We start from the raw sequence: 24,502 nt of genomic DNA, 5'->3' as shown, positions 1-24,502 counted from the left end.
AAAAATTGTTGCGCATTATAGCTAATCTCATGCACTTGTCATAAAGTTGCTGCACAACAATTATAGGATTAAAAAATGATTACGCTTTCGCGCCTGTATACACACCCAGTCAAGTCAATGAGGGGCATTCGTCTATCTCATGGTTACGCTGATATCAGCGGATTGACGTTTGATCGTAACTTTATGGTCACCACATTAGAAGGTAAGTTTATCACTGCGCGTAAATATCCGCAGATGTTATTATTTACCCCGGCTATGCTCAATAATGGGCTTTATCTAAAAGCACCTAATGGTGAAAGCGCCACCGTATTGTATCAGGACTTTAATGAGAAGCAGAGTCCTACAGAAGTTTGGGGCAATCATTTTCATGCACTTATTGCACCTGATGAGATAAATAGTTGGTTAAGCAGCTTTTTTGACGAACCAGTCCAACTAAGATGGTTAAGTCCTGAATTATCTCGCCGAGTCAAAAAGCACCAAAACATTCCCTTATCTTTCGCCGATGGCTACCCATTTTTACTTATCAATGAAGCCTCAGTACAAGAGCTGCAACGCCGCTGCCCTGCCAGCGTAAAACTCGAACAATTTCGCGGTAACTTAATTATTACCGGCGCGAAGCCGTTCGAAGAAGATAGCTGGAAACGTATTCAAATTGGTGATGTGATCTTCACCTTAGATAAACCTTGTAGCCGCTGTATTTTGACCACCGTCAGCCCAGAAAAAGGGATCAAGCATCCACAAGCAGAACCGCTCGCCACACTACAAACCTTCCGTATGGATGACTCCGGTGATGTAGATTTTGGGCAAAATGTATTAATCGAAAATACGGGGATCATCCGCGTAGGGGATACCCTCACCGTATTAGAAACTAAGCAGCCAAAACAGTATCCATTACGTGATAGAGAAGCGCCTATTGCTCAGGCTACAAAGCCAACTCCAACCACCGTAAACCTAGTTTTTGAAGAGATAGAATATAGTGGAAACACAGAGCATGTGATCCTTGAACAGCTTGAATCTCATGGGCTTTCAATTCCTTATTCATGCCGTGCGGGAATTTGTGGACGTTGCCGGATTTCACTGCTTGAAGGGGAAGTCACCCCACTGAAACAAAGCGCTATCAAAGATAATGGGGATATTTTAGCTTGTAGCTGTATTCCAAAAACTGCCATCAAACTTGCTTTTAATCAAGCTGATTAAATAAAAATAAAGCCTCAACTAAGAAAATAATTTTTTAGTTGAGGCTCTTAATTAAAGATAAATTCTTCCCATATTCTTCAGCTGCATTTATCGTATAAATTTTCTTATGCCTATTTTTTCATTTTATTTATTTTGCATGGGAAACTTTATTCCGCATAAACGCAATCAAAATACGAGTATGATCATCAACGATCAATTATATGGCGTTTCCATATAATAGGCGCTTGGTTCTCGATTGATAATGCATCATACGATCATTCATGATCTTAATTGGATCACAGAATCGTAAAGTACGATCTGGTAATTCTAATAAAGGTTCCGCCAATAAACACAAGCTTGCTGAGTCACCCGCTTCTGCAATAATAAATGTTGAATATACATTGGTATTTTCTAAGCATACCTGAATTAACTGACCGCGTTCTGGCGTGCTCATAAAATGGAAACTGGAAAAATACCAACTTTTTGGCATTTGCGGCTTTAAAAAGCGGTAAGCAACTAGGCTATTTAAGACTAATTCCGCTCTCTCTTCATAACTAATATTTAATCTCTTGGCTTGCTCATCAAACACATAAAACTCTGCTGCATCTTCAATACTAAAAGGCATTTCATTTTGTGCAGAAACAGTCAACATTTTAGCTGGAAAACAAGACCGAAATATCATGCCGTTGGCGAGATCTAACATCACTCTGTCATGGTCACGATCAAAATACCAACGCCAATGATCATCAGGTTTAATATTCATAAACGATCCTTTAGCGATGTTACAAGCAAATAAGCTTTGTTTGGATCCTTTATTAAGATCCCTTTAAACATACCTCTGTTATATCCTAAAACTTTAAAAAAAAGATACACGATAGACTGATCAATATAAGCAAACTTCAATGTCGACTTTTTAATAACGAATTAACCAGATGAGCAAAAACTACATGTATAACTTGTCATTTAATGGATATAAATTATGTTCAACCTTAATATAGGATAAAAGGGGGAATAAATAAACCCCCTTGTATAATTAATCACCATTTTTTAGATGTGATTAACAATATCCTTTATTAATTTTGGCCCATGATAAATAAAACCAGAATAAATTTGGACTAATGATGCTCCTGCTTCCATTTTTTCTCTGGCTGCAGTTAATGAATCAATACCACCAACACCAATAATTGGTAACCGTCCATTTAATTCACGGGAAATAAGCTTAATGACTTGGGTACTTTTTAATTGCACCGGACGCCCACTTAAACCACCTGCTTCATTACAGTAATTTAAACCTTGAACTAAAGAACGATCTAATGTGGTGTTTGTAGCAATAACACCGTCGATATTATGTCTCACTAAACTGTCAGCAACTTGCACAATTTCTTCTTCAGTTAAATCCGGTGCGATTTTGACCGCAACAGGAACATATTTTTGATGGAGTGATTGCAGTGCTAATTGCTTCTCTTTAATGCCACTTAATAAATCATCCAGCGCTTCCCCATATTGTAATGTGCGTAATCCAGGGGTGTTTGGTGATGAAATATTAATCGCGATATACCCAGCGTGGGCATACACTTTATCCATACAAATTAAATAATCGTCTTTACCATGCTCAACGGGCGTATCTTTATTCTTACCAATATTAATCCCGATAATCCCGCCGTAAGTTGATTTTTTAACGTTCTCAACAAGGTTATCAACCCCTTTATTGTTGAAACCCATGCGGTTAATAATCCCTTCCGCTTCAACAACTCTGAATAATCTTGGTTTGTCATTTCCATCTTGAGGACGTGGTGTAACGGTCCCAATTTCTAAAAAACCAAATCCCATAGCACCAAACGCATCAATGCACTCGCCATTTTTGTCGAGTCCTGCGGCTAGGCCTAATGGATTTTTAAAGGAGAGTCCCATACAGGTAACGGGTTTGGTTGCAATAGATTGACGAAGGAGGAATTGGAGAGGAGAGTGATTTAAACGCTGAAGCTGACGAAACGTTAATTCATGGGCCTTTTCCGGGTCGAGCTGAAACAGTGCCTTTCGGGCAAGGTGATATAACATAGCTATTAACCTACTTTCTGTCTAAGTACGATTGAATATGCATTTCTCTACACGACACACTCAAACTCAGCGCGTGCAAAAATACCCCCAAACCTGTTTTACCAAATAGGGTTTGTGAGTATACAAGTGAGATTGGCTTGATAAAACGGCACATATGCTACCCCAACTGTGGGGTAATAATCCATGAAAATATCACTAAAAGTGCTAATTGTTTTGATCTTCTACCATAAAAAAGCCCTTAGACTCGAAAATCTAAGGGCTTACATGCATTTATTCTAAGAATTAACTGCCTACTATCCTAAGAATTAGCTTTCTAGCGCTTTGGTTATCTTCTCAAACAGATCCCCAGAGAGATTCTCTAACCCTTTCAGTTTTTCCAGAACCTCGCGCATTAAACCTTGGCGCTTCGCATCATAACGTTTAAAACGGATTAATGGCTCAATTAATCGCGATGCCACTTGTGGGTTACGAGTATTTAGATCCACTAAGATCTCATACAGGAATTGATAACCGCTGCTATCTTCCGCGTGGAAGTTCACTGGATTACCCGCCGTAAATGAACCCACTAATGCACGTACACGATTCGGGTTAGTCATGCTAAATGATCGATGATTTAATAATTCACGGACTTTTGCCAGTGTGTTTTTAGCTGGATTGGTACCTTGCAGCGTAAACCATTTGTCCATTACCAAGCCATCATGGTGCCAGCGATCGTCAAAATCAGTCATCAGCTCAGCGTGACATGGCAAGCCCGCTTCGTTTGCAGCGGTTAATGCGGCTAATGAATCTGTCATATTATCCGCACTGCGGTATTGAGCTTCCACTAGCTTATTTGCTAACTCACGGTCGTCCGCAGCTGCTAAATATTGCAAGCAAGTATTACGCAGTGAACGCAAAGCAATATCCCCGTGATCAACACGATATCCATCAATATTAATCGAACGATACACCGTTAAGAACTCATCGTGCATTTCATTCGCTAGCGTTGAATGGATAAAATCAATCGCTTTATGGATTGCCACAGGATCAATAACGGTAAACAGCTCCGCAATTTCATTTTCTGAAGGCAAAGTCAAAATTAAAGCCGCTAATGCAGGGTCAATATTGTCACTGAGTAACACGGCGCGGAATGCATCCACAACATGCTCAGGCAAAATCAACGCTTCCCCTTTATGCAGTTTTTCCACATTAATTTTGGCGTAGTTATTAATCAGTTGCTGCGCCGCATCCCAGCGAGAAAATTCATTGCTCGCATGCTGCATTAAAAATGCCAGTTGTGCATCCGTATATGGGTAATCCAATTTTACTGGTGCAGAAAATTCACGTAATAAAGAAGGAACCGGGCGAGAAGTCACATGGTCAAACACAAAACTTTGTGATGCTTGAGTGACATTTAAGACTGAGTTCACCAAACTGCCATCACGCTTAAGCGGGATCACCGCACCATCTTCCCCATACAGTTCGATATCCAATGGAATATGCAGAGGCTGTTTTTCTGCTTGGTCGGCAGTTGGTGGCGTCATTTGGCTAACATGCAGCGTATATTGTTGCTTCTCAGGGGAATATTCATCACGAACAGTCAGCACTGGCGTTCCTGATTGGCTATACCAGCGACGGAACAGGGATAAATCCACGTTCGATGCATCTTCCATTGCCTGCACAAAATCATCACAGGTTGCAGCGCTGCCATCATGGCGATGAACATACAGTTGGATCCCTGCTTGGAACATTTCTTCTCCGAGCAAAGTGTGGATCATGCGGATGACTTCAGATCCTTTTTCATACACTGTCAGTGTATAAAAGTTGTTCATTTCAATCACTTTTTCAGGGCGAATTGGGTGAGCCATTGGGCTTGCATCTTCCGCAAACTGCGCCGCACGCATGACTTTGACATTATTAATACGATTGACTGAACGCGAACCTAAATCTGAACTAAATTCCTGATCACGGAAAACTGTCAGTCCTTCTTTTAGGCTTAATTGGAACCAGTCACGGCAAGTAATACGGTTACCTGTCCAGTTATGGAAATATTCGTGACCAATCACAGATTCAATATTCAGATAATCTTTATCTGTGGCAGTTTCGCTTTTCGCTAAAACGTACTTCGAGTTAAATACGTTCAGACCTTTATTTTCCATTGCGCCCATATTAAAGAAATCAACGGCAACAATCATATAAATATCAAGGTCATATTCTAAACCGAAACGCTCTTCGTCCCATTTCATTGCATTTTGCAGGGATTTCATGGCCCATGGCGCACGGTCTAAGTTGCCTTTATCAACAAACAGCTCTAATGCGACTTTGCGACCCGTACGAGTCACAAACTCATCGCGTAAAACATCAAAGTCCCCCGCGACCAATGCAAATAAATAGCTTGGTTTCGGGAATGGGTCTTCCCATTTTACCCAGTGGCGGCCATCGTCCAATTCACCTTCCGCGATGCGGTTACCGTTAGAAAGTAAATAAGGATAGCGGGATTTGTCTGCTGTAATTTTGGTGGTGTAACGCGCTAAAACATCGGGGCGATCTTGGTAATAAGTAATGTGGCGGAAACCTTCTGCCTCACACTGAGTACATAAAGCTTCACCAGAAACATATAAACCTTCTAACGCACTGTTTTTTTCAGGGCTAATCTCATTAACAATACTCAGTGTAAACGCGTCTGGTAGCGATTCAATGATAAGCTTGCCGGATTCTTCTTTATAGTTTGTCCACGCTTTACCATCGACTTCAAGGCTAATAAGAGTTAAATCTTCACCAAATAATTCTAAGGTGGAAGATTGCGGATTAAGGCGTTTTACCTTACTGATCGCGGTCACTTTGGTTTTGGCGGGATCAAGGTCAAAATCAAGGGATATTTCTGTAATTGTATAATCAGGTGCTTGATAATCTTGACGATATTTCGCTTGTCTTAACTGAGTCATAGGTAACCTTTTTAATCGTTATATCCGTGTCATAGTCTCTTTCTACTGCATACAATACTATAAGATGAACTAATGTGAATGGACTTGAGAAACATTTTCATCACAAATTACGATGTTTTTCTATTATTCCCCATCAAATTTATGAGAGTAGTATCCAACTTTGTGAGCGTACGGTTTGCCTGTTGGTGCTATAGATCTATTAAATCTAAATTTACATGTTAGTATCATTCGGTGATTATTGTTCTTAGTATGTTATCTAATAGTAAATAAAAGATGCCTATATAAAAGAATAATATTGAACACGTTTAGCTCAACAGTTAATTGGGTGGATTAAAGTTGAATTATCTTCCAACAACATACAGATAGAATAAAATTTCTATCTTTTGTTAAAGCGGGTATACTTTTTCAACTTTAACGATTTAGCAATTAGTCAGCTCCGCGAGGAACTCTGCGCGCATGAATTTAGACGTAACACCGATTATTACATCACTGCTGGATACCGATGCTTATAAGCTTCATATGCAGCAAGCCGTTTTTCACCGCTACAACCAAGTCCCCGTTGTCGCTGAATTTCGTTGCCGTAGCAGTGATATTTTAGGTGCCTATGCCAATGAGATTGAACAACAGATCCAATTGATGGCACAGCTTTCTCTTTCGGATGATGAATATCAGTACCTGCGTACTCTGCCCTTTTTCACCGAAGACTACCTCTCGTGGCTAAAAACATTCCGCTTTAATCCTGAGCAAGTTGTCGTCAGCGTCGCGGATAATGGTCAACTGGCAATGCGAATCAGTGGTCCATGGCGCGAAGTGATTATGTGGGAAGTCCCTCTATTGGCGCTAGTGAGTGAAATTGTCCAACGTGACAGACACCCTACCATTACCGCTGATGATGCCGCTAACCAACTACACAAATTACTGGGGCTGTTTTATCAAGAAGCCAGCGAACGCCAGTTGAATCTATCTGGTTTTAAGTTGATGGATTTCGGTACTCGCCGTCGTTTTTCCTATGAAGTGCAAGCAGCTATCGTGAGCATGCTCAAACAAGAATTCCCTTATTTAGTGGGTACCAGTAACTACAAATTGGCGCGTGAATTGGACTTAATGCCTGTAGGTACCCAAGCCCATGAATGGTTCCAAGCTCATCAACAGATAAGTCCTGAACTCGCCAATAGCCAACGTGAAGCCTTACAAAGCTGGCTAGATGAGTACCCAAATCATTTGGGTATCGCCCTCACCGACTGTATTACGATGGATGCTTTCTTGCGTGATTTTGACCGCGAGTTTGCTAATCGTTACCAAGGATTACGCCACGATTCTGGGGATCCTATTGAATGGGGTGAAAAAGCCATCGCCCATTATCAGAAATTGGGCATTGACCCACTGAGTAAAACACTGGTGTTCTCCGACAATTTAGACCTGCAAAAAGCCTTAGAGCTATACCACTATTTCCATAAACGGATAAATTTAGTGTTTGGTATTGGTACAAGACTCACTTGCAACATTCCGAATGTAGTTCCGATGAATATCGTTATCAAGCTGGTGGAATGTAATGGCAAGCCCGTTGCTAAATTATCCGATAGCCCCGGAAAAACTATCTGTGAAGATGATGAATTTGTGAATCAGCTACGTAAAGCCTTTGACCTTCCTAAAATGGAAAAAGCTTGCTAAAAACAAATTAATAACCCGATAGCGATTTTTTACTTGTTTCCTGCCAAATGGCAAGTAACATAGCAGATTAACCCTGAAATATGGGATTTCGGAAAAGATGTCGGGTTATCGCTTTTTCTTATCGTGAGTTTTCTTCTTATATAGTGTTTCTTCGTAAACTCTTAAGCAGTCAACCCCAATAATGCATACTCGTCATCTCATATCGTTAATATTATTTAAAAGAGAGTAATTTTTATGATCGTTGCGCCTGTAGTCGATGTACTGCAAGGCCGTGTGGCGGTGGGCTCAGAAGTCACCGTTCAAGGCTGGGTACGTACAAGGAGAGATTCAAAAGCTGGTTTTTCTTTCCTCGCCGTTTATGACGGTTCATGCTTTAACCCATTACAGGCTATCATCAATAATAATTTATCTAATTATAATGACGAAGTCCTGCATTTAACCACAGGCTGCTCTGTGGAAGTCACTGGTGTCGTGGCCGAATCTCAAGGTCAAGGTCAATCTTTTGAATTGCAAGCAACGGCAGTAAAAGTCGTTGGTTGGGTTGAAGATCCTGACACTTACCCAATGGCAGCAAAACGCCACAGCGTCGAGTTTTTACGTGAAGCCGCGCACTTACGTCCACGCACCAACTTAATCGGTGCTGTTGCACGTGTTCGCCACACATTAGCGCAAGCTCTGCATCGTTTCTTTGATGAGCAAGGTTTCTTCTGGGTATCGACCCCACTCATCACGGCATCAGATACAGAAGGCGCGGGTGAAATGTTCCGTGTTTCTACATTGGACTACAACAACTTGCCACGTAATGACAAAGGTGAAGTGGATTTCAGCGAAGATTTCTTCGGTCGTGAAGCCTTCTTAACGGTTTCTGGTCAGTTGAACGGTGAAGCTTATGCAACAGCATTAAGCAAAATCTACACCTTTGGCCCAACTTTCCGCGCTGAAAACTCCAATACCAGCCGCCACTTGGCTGAATTCTGGATGTTAGAGCCTGAAGTGGCATTTGCTAACTTAGATGACATCGCGGGTCTGGCTGAAAAAATGCTGAAATATGCATTCAAAGCGGCATTAACTGAACGCCGTGATGACCTTGAATTCTTTGCTGAGCGTGTTGATAAAGATGTGATTAACCGTCTAGAACGTTTTGTGAATTCTGATTTTGCACAAGTCGACTACACCGATGCAATCAAAATTCTCGAAACCTGCGGCCAGAAATTCGAAAACCCAGTTTACTGGGGTGTCGACATGTCTTCTGAACATGAGCGCTACTTAGCAGAGCAACACTTTAAAGCACCAGTCGTGGTTAAAAACTACCCGAAAGATATCAAAGCTTTCTATATGCGCCTTAACGAAGACGGTAAAACCGTTGCCGCGATGGACGTCTTAGCCCCTGGCATTGGCGAAATCATCGGTGGTTCTCAGCGTGAAGAACGTTTAGATAGACTGGATGCACGTTTAGAAGAAATGGGCATGAATAAAGAAGATTATTGGTGGTATCGTGATCTGCGCCGTTACGGCACTGTGCCTCATTCCGGTTTCGGTCTTGGTTTTGAGCGTTTAATTGCGTACGTCACTGGCGTCAGCAACGTACGTGAAGTGATCCCATTCCCACGTACCCCAAGAAACGCAGCATTCTAATGCCAATTGCCTGTCATACGGCTTAAATGGTTATTCATATCGGGTCACTGAGTGGCCCGATATTTTTATCCCCACTGTTTGTTATTTATTACGCGTTTTTTATCAAAAACGTTATATCCAGAGGGTTGCTAATATTGATGCCTCTCTAAACATTGCCCTTGACTGAATATTTTGAGAGCAATGTCACAGTTTTCCTTTTATTGCCCTATTTTTTGCTTTTTTATTAACGATTCCTATTCCGACTAAGAATAATCTGCTTTGGGCGTGTTGCCATTCTTATTTGTCCGTATATTTTTCCCTCATCAATGAATGATATCGTTCGAAAACAGTTCAATTTGTCTTTCAAAAAAGTTCCCTCTTTTTTGTAAAATTTTTTAAACTGGTAAGATGAGTGGTCATTTTTAACTCAATTTTTTACATTTAGAAACACCTTGTTACCATTTGTTTCAGAATCTTCGTTTTTGTAGCATTTTGGGGGTAGATAAATTTATTTACCAATGGAACACTGGACGCCGACTAAAGACGACACTAATCTCTCATAAATAGTTCAAAAGAAATTTATGGATTATTTTTGGCAGTGGCAGGTGTCCGAATAACACCAATGAGGGTAATAATAATGATGAAACGCAATATTCTTGCAATGGTTATCCCAGCTCTGTTAGCTGCTGGTGCAGCAAACGCAGCTGAAATCTACAACAAAGACGGCAACAAATTAGACCTGTACGGTAAAGTTGACGTTCGTCACTACTTCGCAGACGCTAAGAGCGGCGAAGAAGGCGACGATTCTCGCGTTCGTTTAGGCATCAAAGGTGACACTCAGATCAATGACCAATTAACTGGTTTTGGTCGTTTCGAGTGGGAAACTAAGACTAACAAAAGTGAAGGCAACAACGAAAACAAAAACCGTTTAGCTTACGCTGGTCTGAAATTCAAAGATTTCGGTTCTGTAGACTACGGTCGTAACTACGGTGTTATCTATGACACGAACGCATGGACCGACGTTTTCCCATTATGGGGCGGCGACACCATGGCTCAGTCTGATACTTTCATGACTTCACGTAACCGTAACCTGGCTACTTACCGTAACAACAACATGTTCGGTTATGCTGATGGCCTGAGCTTCGCTCTGCAATATCAAGGCAAAAACACTGAAGACAACAAATCAGGTACTGGAGCTGCTAGCAAAGACAACGGTGACGGTTACGGTTTCTCTACCGCTTACGACTTAGGTTGGGGCGTGACTCTGGGTGGTGGTTACTCTAACTCTGCTCGTACTGAAACTCAAAAATACGGTAACTCTGCTGCACGTGGTGACCGCGCTCAAGCATGGAACGTTGGTGGTAAATTCGACGCTAACAACGTTTACTTAGCAGCTATGTACGGTGAAACACTGAACACCACTCACTTCGGTGATAAAAATGAGATTGCTAACAAAACTCAAAACGTTGAATTAGTGGCTCAATACCTGTTCGATTTCGGTCTGAAACCATCTTTAGGTTATAACCAATCTAAAGGTAAAGACATCGAAGGTTACGGTAACGAAGACCTGGTTAAATACATCTCTGTAGGTTCTTACTACTACTTCAACAAAAACATGTCTGCAGTTGTTGATTACAAAATCAACCTGCTGAAAGACAACGACTTTACTGAAGCTAAAGGTCTGATGACTGACAACGTAGTTGGTCTGGGCTTAGTTTACCAATTCTAATTATCAGTTAACTGATAATCTGAAAACAGTAAATCATGTTTTTGAAAGCAGCGCTTCGGCGCTGCTTTTTTATTGCTCATGTTTTATAAATTAAGTTTTATAGATTGAGCTTTATCGATAACTTACCTTATTCCCCAAAATCTAACTTCTCAGCGCTCCCCATCATCGAACCTGCCTGCTGTCTTATTCGCTAATAATCCCACTAATTAGATTAACTCACTGGTCTATACTCAATTTTTGGTTAAATTTGATGTAATGGCTATCTAGCTCACAAGATCACACCAATTTTTAGTAAAACAATTGGCAAAAACCCGCTTCCAAGTTACTCTGATGGCTCGACATTTTCCGTTGTACCTCTTTTCAGCTAAACCACAGAGTTTTGGAATCGACAATATGTTTGAGAAAATCATTTCTGCCCCAGCTGACCCTATCCTCGGTCTTGCTGATAGTTTCCGTGCTGATCCTCGCGATAACAAAATCAACCTCGGTATCGGTGTCTACAAAGACGAATCAGGTAAAACCCCTGTTCTAGACACCGTCAAAAAAGCAGAGAAATTCCTGCTAGAAAACGAGAACACTAAAAACTACCTCGCGATTAGTGGAATGCCGGAGTTTGGTCGTGTCACTCAAGCGCTGCTGTTTGGTGCTAACCATGAAATCATCAGCTCTCAACGTGCTCGTACGGCGCAAGCGCCAGGTGGTACAGGCGCCCTGCGTATCGCAGCGGATTTCATTGCGAAACAAACGAATGCAAAGCGTGTTTGGATAAGCAATCCAACATGGCCTAACCATAAGAATATTTTCGAAGCTGCTGGCTTAGAAGTGCTGACTTACAATTACTACGATGCGGCTAACCACGGTATGGACTTTGACGGTATGCTCAGCAGCCTATCATCTGCGGTCGCTGGTGATGTGATTGTTCTTCATGGCTGCTGCCATAACCCAACCGGTATTGACCCAACGCCAGAGCAATGGACTCAACTGGCTGCTCTGTGTGCTGAAAAAGAGTTATTACCTGTATTCGACTTCGCTTACCAAGGTTTTGCAAAAGGCTTAGATGAAGATGCAGAAGGTTTACGCATTTTCACCAAAAACAACCCAGAAATGATTGTGGCAAGTTCATTCTCGAAAAACTTCGGTTTGTACAATGAGCGTGTGGGTGCTTGTACCATCATCGCCAAAGATAGCGATAACGCTGAGCGCGCATTTAGCCAAGCGAAAGCGGTTATCCGTGCGAACTACTCTAACCCACCAGCACACGGTGCGGCAGTGGTTACCACTATCCTATCTGATGAAACATTAAAAGCTGAGTGGATCCAAGAACTGACTTCAATGCGCGAGCGTATCAAACGTATGCGTCAGTTGCTGGTTAAAACATTGGAAGAGAAAGGCGCTAAACAAGACTTTAGCTTCATCATCAACCAAAATGGGATGTTCTCCTTCAGCGGGCTGACTAAAGAGCAGGTAGAGCGTCTACGTAGCGAATTTGGTATCTATGCCGTGAGCTCTGGTCGTATCAACGTGGCAGGTTTAACATTAGAGAACATGGTTCCTCTGTGTGATGCCATAGTAAAAGTGCTTTAACATTGAATTAAAGCCTGATGAATTGTAAAACACCCCATGATGGGGTGTTTTTTTTGTTTTTACAAAATAAGGATTACAAAACGTTAAGAAAATGCTCCGTTGTCGAAACCGCGCCCCAATGAGGTATTGACGAATTCTTTTTAGATTGATTTTCTACATTACTCTCATGCTCAATACGCTGTTCTGCAAGCAGTTGAATCAAACGGTCAATCGTTAAATCCACATTTTGTTGTGAGAGTTTTTGATGAGAATTTATGTGGCTCACCTGCATCACATGCGCCATCAAACCTTGGTGGTTATTATGGCGTAACGTGACCGTTCTTCCGCTGTAAGACTGATAGATTGTCTCCGCAATGGTAGGAGATACTTCCTGATAACGGATAGCATCTATCTTAAAGTCAATCAGAGCCACTTGATTACGCCCTTCAAAATCATTAATGACCACATTTCCTTGTCCATGACCACTCACAATATAGAGGTCATCGCCTTTATTACCGGCAAGCATGTCATTACCGGTTAAGGAAATCAAAACATCCTGCCCCATACCTTGTGCAAGTAAGATATCATTCCCTTCGCCACCATACAGGACATTCTCACCACCAAAAGCTATCAGTTTATCATTTCCATTCCCCCCTTTAATCACGCGACCTTGGGATGAATGGTCAACAATTTCATCATCGCCATCTAAAGTGTCTATCAATAAGTGTTCGTTAGATGCATTTTTATTCAACAAGATGCCATCATTACCTGAGGTTTGTTTCAATGGCTTAGCGATCCCCTTTAAGGTCTCAGCTAATTCATTCACGGGCTTCCAGGTTGCTAATCGACCAGATTGTTTTGCCAAATCCTGTTGAACAGATAAGTAATCCACTAATGGGGTCATTCCATTTTTCGTCGGCAAGAAATATTCCGCCTCTAATTTTTCATAGTGATGTACCGTAATACTGGCTTTGCGGCCCTCGGTTGGCTGTTTGATTTTGACGATTTTTCCCGCTTGAGATACATAAAGGTGATACTGTGTTTCCCCGAAAGAATCCTCAATCACTTGTGGTTTAAAATTAATTAAGTGGATGTGGTTATCACCGAGATTGTCTTCCAAATAAACAGTGCCAGAATGATTTCCATCAATAATATAGTGGTCATTCCCTGCCTCCCCCATTAAGATGTCATTTCCTTGGCTTGACAACAATAAATCATCGCCTTCACCACCACTCAAAAAATTATCTCCTGAGCCACCATATAACACATTATTACCATCAATAGCTTTGATGCTATCATCCCCATCACCACCTACCAGTATGTAGCTAGCGAGGCTTCTGTTGACAATAATGTCATCACCACTTTTACCATCAATGACATGCTGATCAGACAAATAACCGATGGGTAAGATAATTTCATCGTTGCTTTCACTGCCCTTAGAGATAGGTTTCAGTGGCGTAATGCTCTGAGTCTGCAAATCTAATGAAAAGACATTGCTGTTTCTATCCTGAATCAAAATAATATCGGCCAATTTATCATCAACATTGACAAAGTTAATGGCTAATTGCCGCTGGCTGAATTTGTCCTTGCTATATAGCGTTAATCCCTCCATCGACAATGCATAACCATTATCGGTAGGTAGAAGTAAAATGACTTTATCATCTGCCGTAAATTGCCCATTAACCGATGCAAAATCAAAGGTGATTGTCGAACGCTCATCTTCCGCATGTATGATTTGATAGGTGTCTATTCCGCGGCTAACATGAATGTAACTCCCTGAACTGACAAGTGATAATAGATTGTTTTTACCATCCCCCTGATACACCAAATTCTCCGCTCGCCCAATTGGCGTAAACCATCCCCAACTTGGGGCTATATGATGACGGTTTTGATTGATGGTAATGGCGTTTAACGCTTCATCAATGTTGACTGATTTACCACCCGAGCTTGTGAGTGGGTCATTTTCTTGAATATAGCTAATATTGAAGAATTGGGTCGGTTCTCCTTCATCTAACGCTTTTATCTGACTTGTCATCACAAAACCATCTTTCATATGTAACCGATAAGTATGGTTGGCTTTTTGTTGACCTTGGCTCAGTACCGTCACATTATTCAAGACAACCGTCACCGAGCTATCGACATTGCTGTAAGTGAAATCATCAACCTTGGCGCTAGGCAGTGAAATGACGAGATACAGGTTATTGTCTTGAAGATAGACCTGTTTTATTTCGTTCAGCGAATACTCTAGGCTAACAATACTTTGAGATTGGCTGGACTCATCAATAACCACTTTTACATGATATTGTTGATTATTATGTTGGTAGATTGGATTAAGCGTCATTTTTGTTTTCACTGCTTTTAGTTTCTTGTCCCAATAACGGTTTGCCAGATAAAGGTCACCAACATTCACCCGCCAATCAAAGCGTCGGATATGGTAACTATCATCGCCCTGGCCGCCCACCGCCGTTCCTTGAGTTAAAATCAGTTTATCGTTACCACCTTCCCCAATAAGTAAATCTTTTCCCAACCCACCATCAAGAATATTAGCCTCATCATTACCACATAACCTATCATTACTATTTCCTTTGATAAGGATATTTTCGATACTTTGTAAATGGGCAACCGAAATAAATTGATGTGTAAACGGGTGTTTATAGTGCAGGCTATTTAACGCTAAATTGGCATGGACATCATAACCATCAGGTAAATTATCAACCACTACCGTGTCTTGCCCTTGCTGACCATCTAAATATTTTGTTGGTTTATTATCACCACGGGAACGAAGTGACGTTAAACTACTGTCCCGAATATAAAACAGATCGTCTTTATTCCCCCCCGCAAAATATTTCTCCCCAGAAAGAACTTGGAAGGCATTTTTTTGTTCTTGGTGGCCGATAAGGACATCATTGCCATTTGCTGTATTCCAACTGGTTCCTCGACTATGTGGGTTCTGAAGATAAAGGTGAGTACGTTGCCTATCGTTAACTAAATGCTCACCCAAGCGGCGCTCGTTTTCTTGCAACATCTGTTGCCCTAGTACCCCAAATTCCCTGTTTTTTGAATAAAAACTGATCTGCTCAGGATCCGAACTAGCCAATTGATCTTCTAACGATAATGTCGCATCAGCATCTGATATACGATGACGAGTTTGAAATTCATCTAACAGTGCATTTTCATAGGTGGAATTTAAATAATAGCGTTCGTGAGTTGACTCACTCCCAGTGCGTTTAAGATCAATCACTTCTTTGGCTTTTTTATGTGGACGAAAATGTTTTCGTAGGTTCTTCCCCTTTGTGCCATAAAGATGATTTAAATTTCGATACCATGCCGTCTTTCTTATCACTTTATTGGCCAAAATAAACTCGACCTCCTCCGCAGTGAACGATGGTGCGTCTTTTGCCGTATACCTCATTCCCCAAGTATTCATACCGTAATATTCATTTTTTAAAGTTCCATAAAAATGATTATCATCGTCATCGACTAAATAATATCGGGGTTCATTTTGATAAGTGGGTTTCTCTACAATACATAAGTGATGATCAAAACCTGCTTGCAAGATACTATTTTCAAACTGAGCAAGATCCATTTGCCAATCTTGGTCTTTAAACGCGTTAATATATAATTGAGTACTCATTTCTTGCTGGCTACGCAACGTGGGCTCTAGCCCTAATGCCCCACGGATCCCTTCCTCTAATTCACGATCCCAATCAATATCAATCACTGTTTTAATATTTTCGACAGCGCGAACACCGTTATAGACCCAACCACCAACCAGTAATATTCCGCCAATGACCAATCCCGCAACGGGAATTGAGGAAGCCCCTACCAGTACCGCAATAACAGTGACTCCATTAACGACTGCGCTAATAATCGAAAATGACGCATTAACAATTAAATCTTGGCGCTGTTTTGGGTCTGTCACACTATCTAACTTAGAAAGGCTATCGTAGGCTTGGTAAATATCAATGCCCATCCCAACTAAATTAAAGATAACCACAACACCTGTCGATATCCTTGCTCTAACAAGTGAGGTAGCACTTTTATTTGAGGCGATATTAAGCAACATCGGCTGTATTATCATGTCACCGTAATTAAAAAAGGCAGAAGCACAAAGTAAATAAAATTGTTTTTCTAATTCTTTAGCTTCCTCAGCGCTAATATCAGGGTTATCCAATCTATTTAAAATTGAATAGGCCCCAATGAGGCTCTGGATAGCCCCCGCACCGCCCATGCTCTGCCCAAAGCGATTAGCCATTCGGTGAAATAATGGAAGTCGAGTACCAGCCTGCCTCATCTTTTGTAATGTGGATGATGAAATAGACTCGTGTTGAATATCTACACCGTTTGCTAAATATTTAAATTGTTTTTTAAGCACGCCAGACTCAGCAAAATTTGCATCTCGTTCCACCAATTGATAAATATCCGCAGAACTTAATTGCTCATTAAATATTTTCATAAACGCAATATCATCTTTACTCCCATCCATTAACGTAAAATACATCGCCAATTTTTCAGGTGAAAAGCGTATATTCTTATGTTGATTAGGTAATGCCATATCCCTAAGCGAAATAGGCTTTCCATCTATCGTCGCACCAAGATGCTGTAATTTAGAAAAGGCTATTTTTTCTCCATTTAATTCAATCCAACGATTTGGGATCGAATTAAACTCCGCCTGTTCTCTAATTAACGTTCGTTGATTTAACGGTTCCGATAGCGCTGCTTTCAATTCATGATCTTCAAGATTGATACATTGAATATCCGTTCTAAAGTCGCCATTACTGGTTAATTGAAAGCCTGCCGCAGATCCCCGAGAAATGGATTTTCCATCAGCAAGTTCTATTGTTTGATTAAAATAGTTCTTTAAATGTTGTTTGAATTGATGCTTTGCGGCCTGAAGAGAGGTATTTTCACTGGTAAATTGGATACCTTGAGGGTCAAATAAACTGAATTCATAAACACCATTGCGTTTCACTTGAATAACAGTATAACTCACCAATTTCCCTTTCAAGAATACAATCCCATTTACCGAGTCAGCCTCACTGGAAAATAGTGCTGAGATTGATTGATCAGCAATCATGATCCCACTATGTTTAACTCGCGTATTAATATCCTGCTCGTATTGCTGCATTTTATCCAACAATGCATGACCAGAGTCCGTTAAAATACCTTGTTGTTTAGCACGTTCAAGTTGTGCTTTTTGCTCTAGGATATCTCGCGCCTTATATCTATCTGTCAGGTGATATTCAATGGCATACACAGCCCCTAGAGTTTGGTCGACCGATTGAGCAGATTTATTTGAACGAATTATTTCATGATTAATTAAACTACTATGATATCCCGCCTCCGTCCTATTTTGATAACTCAATAGCTGATTATATTGTTTCAAACGCTGAGCTTGGCTATTCTCATAAACATTCATCGCATCAAAAAATGAAAGTCCTTTCAGGGGCGCATTTTCTCCATCAAAATGACTATCACTAATTTGGCTAAATCTATCTAACTTATCACTAAAAAGCGTAAATTTATTATGGTCAGTAACTAAATCTAAAACTTTCCCTTTATCAAAACCATCATCTGTAGGGAATAATGTTTTGAGCAGCCCAATTGAATGGTCTCCTACGTTATTTAATACCGACAAGTCATTTTTAATGGCGAATAGCAATGTATGAATATCCGCGGCTTGTTGCTGGTAGTTTTTCGGTAATGTCGATTCAAATACCCCATTCCAAGACAATAGATCATTATTATTATCCTGATTCAAAAACTGGTTAACTTTTTGGTTAATTAATGGGTCATATAGAGCAACACCCATTTTTTTTATATCCAGATTTCCAGTTCCATCTGTAAAGTACTCCGCTAAATAGGGATGATCCACTAAACGGATATCTTCTATACTCAGTTTATTTAATGCCAGTTTTTCAAATAAAGATTGGATCTGGGAATGCACTATTTTGCGAGCCAATCCGCTATCTGTAATTAATGAAACACCCCTTATTGGCATCGCTGAGTGTATTTGACGAGATAAGTCTGTCTGTGTGAATTTTGATGATACTGTGGCATCAATTCCAAGTTGCTTAAGTTTTGTGGATAAATTTGATGTGAATAATTGTTGTTCACCAGAATCAGTTATCATCGTAGGGCTTATCGAGTGAAATAATACCTGCTCAGGTGTCGTGAAAGGATAAGCTTGTTTAATACTTAACAGCGTTGATGCCAAATCATCGGTTGGTTTTCTCACCGTAGCAGCATCGCCAATAATTACCCATTGGGCCTTTTTTGGGCTTTCAAGCAAATAAGAAAGCTCTGCGCTACCATATTCCAACATCCAATTTTTAGCATCTACATCCATCTGAAAAATCAATGTATTTTGAGGATTTCTTGCTGCGAGTTTTTCTGCTTGTACTAACCCTTTAGGATCATTAGCGAGCCGTACTATAACGGTCAGTGAAGCATCATTAGGGATGAGATTAGATAAGGAATAATGCAGAATATGTCGTGCATCAACCATTTTCCATATAGGTACAGCGCCCCCATCCAGTCCTCCCATTTTCTGAGAAAAATCATGATAGAAACTCTCTGGCAGCACGCCATTATGATGTTTTAATTTACTTACAAATAGTTGATAAATCTCTGGATTATAAGCCACCGTTTTAAGCAAATCGAAATTTAAGTTTCTCGTTTCTGGATGCCTAAATACAGCGAATACATCAGGTTCTGAATAGCTATTAAGCTGATTTAATTTTAGCTCACCACGGCGAAATTCATTGATGAAATAGAGTATTGATGAGCTTTTGTTAATGCGAATTTGCTGTGCATCGGGGAGGTACTGATAAATAAATTTATGACCTTTGGTACTGACACTCTCTCTAATCGTCGGATCAGGAACGATAAGCTTATTACCCAGATACATATTCATTAACGGCCGATTATAAGCGGTAATTGGCATATGCATGCCATGCTCAGCTAACGCATTTGTCGCCTTGAAAGCAAAGTTTTCGCTAGCGCCACCTCTACCTAAATTACAACCAATTAAAACCAATTTATCCGGAGCTTTATTATTTAATAATTTTTTTCTTAAGTGGTTAATACCATCCGCATACTGATTGGCAGTATATCCTGCATACAGTGTTGATTGATTATGCCCCTTATAGTCACCATGCCCTGCAGTAATATAGCGAACCTTACCCTGCTTAACTCTATCCAAATCACCATGCAAAACTTTCCACTGTTTCGTTTGTATATCATATTGGATAACCATACTATCATCAGGGTGTTTAGAAAATGCATTCGCAACCACCCGTTTTATCACAGCATCATTTTCGAGTTGAATAATAACGTTATAATCATATTCAGTCGGCTTAATTATTCTGTTTGTTTCTGCATCACGAGATTTCAAATCCCAATAATGAGCCATAGGATCTGACCAAAGATCAATATAATTTGTATTAGGTGAATGTTCTCCCGCGACAATCTCCATATTATGTTGTTTTTCATACTCTAAATAGACATCATCAAAACCTGAGTCTAATTGAACAACCGGTTTTCCAAGGCTTTTTTCTATATTATTTTCTTGCCCACTGACAGTATCCGGAGAAATATTCATTCTCCTTTGTATTTCCACCGTTTTTTCAATATGCGTTGCTGATATTTTCCTTTTTTTATCAAAATATTTAGCTAAATCCCCCTCACTCCACTTTTTATTCAGTGGCACACGATACCCTTGATTAATTAATAATTGTTGCAAGTTTGATAGTTGTTCAACATCATTAATAATAATGGCACCTTGAGCATTCATCTTAAAATAAGTATCTATAGATTCAGGAGAACCTGATAACTTATTTTTCCCTTTTAATTTTTCAGGCAAAAAGAATGTAATCGGAAAATTATCGTTCATAACACTTGCAGGGTTTGCATCATCAGCCCCATGATGAATAAGCTCAAAACCATCTTGACGACCAATTTTATTATTTAATTTTTTATTAATTTCTTTCACTCGTTTATTTGTAATACCATTATCCTTTCCTTCTTTTTTATTATACTCAGACTTATTATTATATAGTTTTTTCTGTTCTGCTGTTAACTCTTCATAGATAACATTTGATTTCCATTCTGACCAACTTGGCATTTCTGTTACTTTGACATAATGCTCTAATTCAGAGAATGGAAAAATAACTGTAAAAAGATCATAATCAGCCGTGAGTGTTTTTCCTGTTATAGGATCAGCAATAACATGGAATGGCTTAATATTACCTTCATCTTCATGGTATACATGCCAAAAATATTTTTCATCTCGATTTACTTTCTTTAATAAAAACTTTTTTTCTTGTCCATCGAGAATAGATATTGTTTTACTATATTCACTACCATTAATTTTCTCTAATGGAGTAATTTCATTATATACAGTTAATTCATTAACTCTCTCTGGTGTTAACTCAAGAATAGTCGATTTTGCATATCCATTATCAATCGCCTGTTGTGTATATAGATTATATTTATTTTTATTTTCACGACCTGATCGTTTAGCATATTCCTGTAATACAGGAATAAAGCCACAGTGTGGTCCCCAATCGGCACTTTTACTCTTAATACTTAATCCTTTACTACTGTACTCTCCTGATAAGATTAAACTCGTTGATTTTTCATCAACAGGGCGAATACCAATGATGATATTTTCCTCATTTGCAACTTGCATAATAGCTTGCTGATGAAGATCAGGAATTCCTGTAATAATTCCCCTGCTATTTTTAAATATTGGTTTTATATGTAAATTAATATCATCATAATCTATTCCTTTAGAAAAACCCGTTATATTACTAATATCAAATCCCTTGTTCACTTTATAAATTCTATTCTCATGATGAGAAATAAAAATATCTCCAGAAACATTAGAGATACTTTGTATATTTTCATTTATCAAGGATGTGAGCTCAGCCACATTCAGTATATCTGTATATACTATTTTTTTAGCACCATTTAATTGCAACTCAACCTTAGAAACATTATTATCTGAATTAAAATCTTGATATATTATTTTATTTTCTTTACTCTCACTTAAATAAACTGTTGTTTTATTATTAGCTAACAAGATATTTTCAGTGATTTTTACATTCTCTAGATTAAGCTCATTCAATGGTAATCGTCGATTTTCACTAACCTGAAACTCCGAAAATGCGATGACATATTTTCCATCTTTATCTTTTGAGAAACCATAATAATCAACATGCTTTTCTACAAAATCGACAAGAAACACATTAAAATCACTCTCATTGTAATATTTTAAGACTCCATAATTAGGATCAAAAAATGCATAGTCCCATGATTTAGTTCTCTCATTATAATTTATTGATAACGCCATTGAATGAGCTGGAGCTTTAAATTCGAAAAGTTGTGTTTCTTTACTTGATTTTGTGTGATTTGAAATTTTTTCAATAAATTTATTGAGATTTATTTCATTACGATAACTCACCCTACCATTATAACTATGAAGTTTGGGATTTAAATCAATACCATTTATCTTATTTATCTCCTTCTGATAATAGTACTCATCATACTCAATACTTTTTAATACCATTTCTTTAGCGAAATTTGCATCTTTAATCGTAAAATGCTCCCCTAAGGTATCTTTACGAGAATAGAAAGCATTATGAAACTCTCTAAACCATGGGTCTCTAAATAACTTATCCCGTTTCTTTTCAAATTGATTAAATTCATCATTCAAGGTATCTAAAAAATATTTAATCTTAGCCTTTTGCAGCTCACTCAAATAATCAATATATTTATGTTTGTTTTTATCCTTTTCTTTATACTTTTTATATGAACTTGCTCCCTCCATAATTGAATCATTCATATATTCTATAAAACTTCGACCTTTAATTTCAGAGGTATAATTATAAAACAAATTAGAATATATAGTTGATGAATTAGTTTCTAGTCTATGAGAAAAAATCACATCCTGCATGTACTCATTAAGTAAAAATTTAGCATGTTTTTTTAAAGCTTGAATCCTTATTTCATCGTATTTATTTTCATATACACTTTCATCATTAACAATATTAATTAATGACTTCATCGTATTTAAATAATCATCCCCTTTACCTATTGAACTATAAGATAAAAAAGCATTTGAGAATCCATAACAGTATCCATCCGATATAGAATAATCTATACCATTCCATGTGACCATTTTTTTGAGATCGCTAGTTTTGGCATTATTTATGGAAAATACCCCACCCTTTTTGTCGTACTGATTGGAATATTTCAAAAAATCATTTTGAGAAAAATGCAATTCAATATTTGGCTTTGGCATTTGCACCTCTGATATATACATGAATGTTATTTAATAATTAAATAATCTAATTATTAATAATTTAAAATATCAAAGATGGGAAATATAGCTAGATGACTAACCATTAATTAGGAGATAGTTTAAAATAACAATAATAAAGCCCCATATATGGGGCTTTATTATATAGCTATGACTTATTTTTACTGAAAATTACCAAACCGGTAATTCATCCTGCAAGAAAGGATTACTTATCCGTTCATGCCCTAATGTGGACATCGGACCGTGCCCCGGAATAAAATGGTAATCATCACCAAGAGGCAGCAACTTATTTTTAATCGATGCGATAAGATCTTGATGGTTGCCTCGAGGGAAGTCGCTGCGTCCGACGCCACCTTTAAACAACACATCGCCCATGGAAATGAGTTTGTCAGCATGATTCACAAAAACAATGTGACCCGGTGTATGGCCAGGACAATGCAGCACATCAAATTTAATGTTCCCACACGTAATGCTATCCCCTTCTTCTAGCCAATGATCTGGCGTGAAATCAGGGCAATCACCGATATAAAACATCGCATTTTGTTCTGCGAGATTTTCAATCCAGAATGCATCTTCTTTTTGTGGACCATAAATCGGTACACCAAAATGTTTTGCAAGGGGAGCTGAGGCGCCAATATGGTCAGAATGGCCGTGGGTAAGCAGGATTTTCGTTAATGTTAATCCACGGCTTTCAATGGCAGCAATCAGCTTTTCAGCCTCACCACCGGGATCAACAATAACGGCATTCATTGAGGTTTCATCCCAGATAACCTGACAGTTTTGCATAAACGGGGTTACTGGGATAATAGTATATTTCATCGAACAATCACTCCATAATCTGTGTCACCTATGCACAGATTACCATGTTCTCACTGGACCTGTATCGATATGAATGAAATTGCTTTTCGGATAATAGCCCACACCACCAGCACTCATTTTTAATGCCGCTTTACGGATGTTACTTAGCTGCAAGCCTTCAATATGGAAATCCATCGCTTGCCCACGGGTATGGTAGCTTTGTTTAGCCACACCAGAGCCCTTACGACGCAATGCATTATTCGTTTCTAATGAACGGTAGCCCGAAATCAGCTGAACTGGCTTATTGGTTCCCATCATCATTTGCAGTAAATAAATTTGGTCAAATAACTTAGGGTCAATCGTTTTTACTTTATCGCAGCGATAATCACGGAAAAGGTGATTTAATCGAGCCAATTCAGATTTATTATAACGGCGACCATCGAAAAACTCGGTCTTCAAAAACTCACCGGTATTTAAATTTTGAAAACGTAAAATTCTTGGGCGAGGCGTACTCATTGCAGCAAGTACATGATTAGGTAATAGTCCCAGACCGATTGCGGCGGCACCAATTCCCAACCACTTTCTGCGGTTTTGATCAATCATATCCATAGGTGATAACTCGGGTGTTAATTATTCAGTAAATAT

General features: G+C 39.2%; 11 protein-coding genes. 5 read left to right on the top strand and 6 right to left on the bottom strand.

The window, feature by feature from the left end:
* Positions 1 to 75 precede the first annotated feature (75 nt).
* Complete coding sequence (locus tag LDO51_RS13090) at positions 76 to 1,197, top strand: YcbX family protein (protein WP_225574907.1); 1,122 nt, start codon at positions 76 to 78, stop codon at positions 1,195 to 1,197.
* Between the two features lie 196 nt (positions 1,198 to 1,393).
* Here the strand turns inward: LDO51_RS13090 and LDO51_RS13085 are convergent, their stop codons facing one another.
* The 3 genes from LDO51_RS13085 to pepN form a co-directional block, all read right to left on the bottom strand.
* A complete protein-coding gene (locus LDO51_RS13085; protein ID WP_225574906.1) occupies positions 1,394 to 1,939 on the bottom strand; it encodes a cell division protein ZapC in 546 nt (181 codons plus the stop codon).
* Positions 1,940 to 2,223: 284 nt separating this feature from the next.
* On the bottom strand, positions 2,224 to 3,234 hold the full coding sequence (gene pyrD / locus LDO51_RS13080) for a quinone-dependent dihydroorotate dehydrogenase (RefSeq protein WP_225574905.1): 1,011 nt from the start codon (positions 3,232 to 3,234) through the stop codon (positions 2,224 to 2,226).
* Between the two features lie 305 nt (positions 3,235 to 3,539).
* Complete coding sequence (pepN, locus tag LDO51_RS13075; RefSeq protein WP_225574904.1) at positions 3,540 to 6,158, bottom strand: aminopeptidase N; 2,619 nt, start codon at positions 6,156 to 6,158, stop codon at positions 3,540 to 3,542.
* A gap of 456 nt (positions 6,159 to 6,614) precedes the next feature.
* On the opposite strand from pepN, the gene pncB reads away from it, so the two are divergent.
* The 4 genes from pncB (at position 6,615) to LDO51_RS13055 (ending at position 12,756) form a co-directional block, all read left to right on the top strand.
* On the top strand, positions 6,615 to 7,829 hold the full coding sequence (gene pncB, locus LDO51_RS13070) for a nicotinate phosphoribosyltransferase (RefSeq protein WP_225574903.1): 1,215 nt from the start codon (positions 6,615 to 6,617) through the stop codon (positions 7,827 to 7,829).
* 234 nt (positions 7,830 to 8,063) lie between these two features.
* A complete protein-coding gene (asnS, locus tag LDO51_RS13065) occupies positions 8,064 to 9,464 on the top strand; it encodes an asparagine--tRNA ligase (RefSeq protein WP_225574902.1) in 1,401 nt (466 codons plus the stop codon).
* Positions 9,465 to 10,080: 616 nt separating this feature from the next.
* Positions 10,081 to 11,172: a porin gene (locus tag LDO51_RS13060; protein WP_282560244.1), complete on the top strand. Its 1,092-nt coding sequence runs from the start codon at positions 10,081 to 10,083 to the stop codon at positions 11,170 to 11,172.
* A 393-nt stretch (positions 11,173 to 11,565) separates the two neighbouring features.
* Complete coding sequence (locus LDO51_RS13055) at positions 11,566 to 12,756, top strand: amino acid aminotransferase (protein WP_225574901.1); 1,191 nt, start codon at positions 11,566 to 11,568, stop codon at positions 12,754 to 12,756.
* Positions 12,757 to 12,829: 73 nt separating this feature from the next.
* On the opposite strand, the gene LDO51_RS13050 is transcribed toward LDO51_RS13055, so the two are convergent.
* From LDO51_RS13050 to LDO51_RS13040, 3 genes are all read right to left on the bottom strand, one after another.
* A complete protein-coding gene (locus LDO51_RS13050; protein ID WP_225574900.1) occupies positions 12,830 to 23,041 on the bottom strand; it encodes a C80 family cysteine peptidase in 10,212 nt (3,403 codons plus the stop codon).
* A 189-nt stretch (positions 23,042 to 23,230) separates the two neighbouring features.
* Positions 23,231 to 23,878 carry an MBL fold metallo-hydrolase gene (locus tag LDO51_RS13045; RefSeq protein WP_225574899.1) on the bottom strand — a complete coding sequence of 216 codons (648 nt, stop codon included), beginning with the start codon at positions 23,876 to 23,878 and terminating at the stop codon, positions 23,231 to 23,233.
* Between the two features lie 39 nt (positions 23,879 to 23,917).
* Positions 23,918 to 24,466 (bottom strand): YcbK family protein, encoded by a 549-nt coding sequence (locus LDO51_RS13040; RefSeq protein WP_225574898.1) that lies wholly within the window; start codon positions 24,464 to 24,466, stop codon positions 23,918 to 23,920.
* Positions 24,467 to 24,502: the final 36 nt, after the last annotated feature.

The organism is Providencia alcalifaciens, from assembly GCF_020271745.1.
Classification (GTDB): Bacteria; Pseudomonadota; Gammaproteobacteria; order Enterobacterales; family Enterobacteriaceae; genus Providencia; species Providencia alcalifaciens_B.
This window is presented reverse-complemented; position numbering and strand designations above follow the sequence as displayed.

What these genes read in the sequence shown, in the direction of transcription:
- pepN (WP_225574904.1), bottom strand. Translation starts at nt 6,158, where the DNA reads ATGACTCAGTTAAGACAAGCGAAATATCGTCAAGATTATCAAGCACCT.
- LDO51_RS13055 (WP_225574901.1), top strand. Translation starts at nt 11,566, where the DNA reads ATGTTTGAGAAAATCATTTCTGCCCCAGCTGACCCTATCCTCGGTCTT.
- LDO51_RS13090 (WP_225574907.1), top strand. Translation starts at nt 76, where the DNA reads ATGATTACGCTTTCGCGCCTGTATACACACCCAGTCAAGTCAATGAGG.
- LDO51_RS13050 (WP_225574900.1), bottom strand. Translation starts at nt 23,041, where the DNA reads ATGCCAAAGCCAAATATTGAATTGCATTTTTCTCAAAATGATTTTTTG.
- LDO51_RS13045 (WP_225574899.1), bottom strand. Translation starts at nt 23,878, where the DNA reads ATGAAATATACTATTATCCCAGTAACCCCGTTTATGCAAAACTGTCAG.
- LDO51_RS13040 (WP_225574898.1), bottom strand. Translation starts at nt 24,466, where the DNA reads ATGGATATGATTGATCAAAACCGCAGAAAGTGGTTGGGAATTGGTGCC.
- pyrD (WP_225574905.1), bottom strand. Translation starts at nt 3,234, where the DNA reads ATGTTATATCACCTTGCCCGAAAGGCACTGTTTCAGCTCGACCCGGAA.
- LDO51_RS13085 (WP_225574906.1), bottom strand. Translation starts at nt 1,939, where the DNA reads ATGAATATTAAACCTGATGATCATTGGCGTTGGTATTTTGATCGTGAC.
- asnS (WP_225574902.1), top strand. Translation starts at nt 8,064, where the DNA reads ATGATCGTTGCGCCTGTAGTCGATGTACTGCAAGGCCGTGTGGCGGTG.
- LDO51_RS13060 (WP_282560244.1), top strand. Translation starts at nt 10,081, where the DNA reads ATGATGAAACGCAATATTCTTGCAATGGTTATCCCAGCTCTGTTAGCT.
- pncB (WP_225574903.1), top strand. Translation starts at nt 6,615, where the DNA reads ATGAATTTAGACGTAACACCGATTATTACATCACTGCTGGATACCGAT.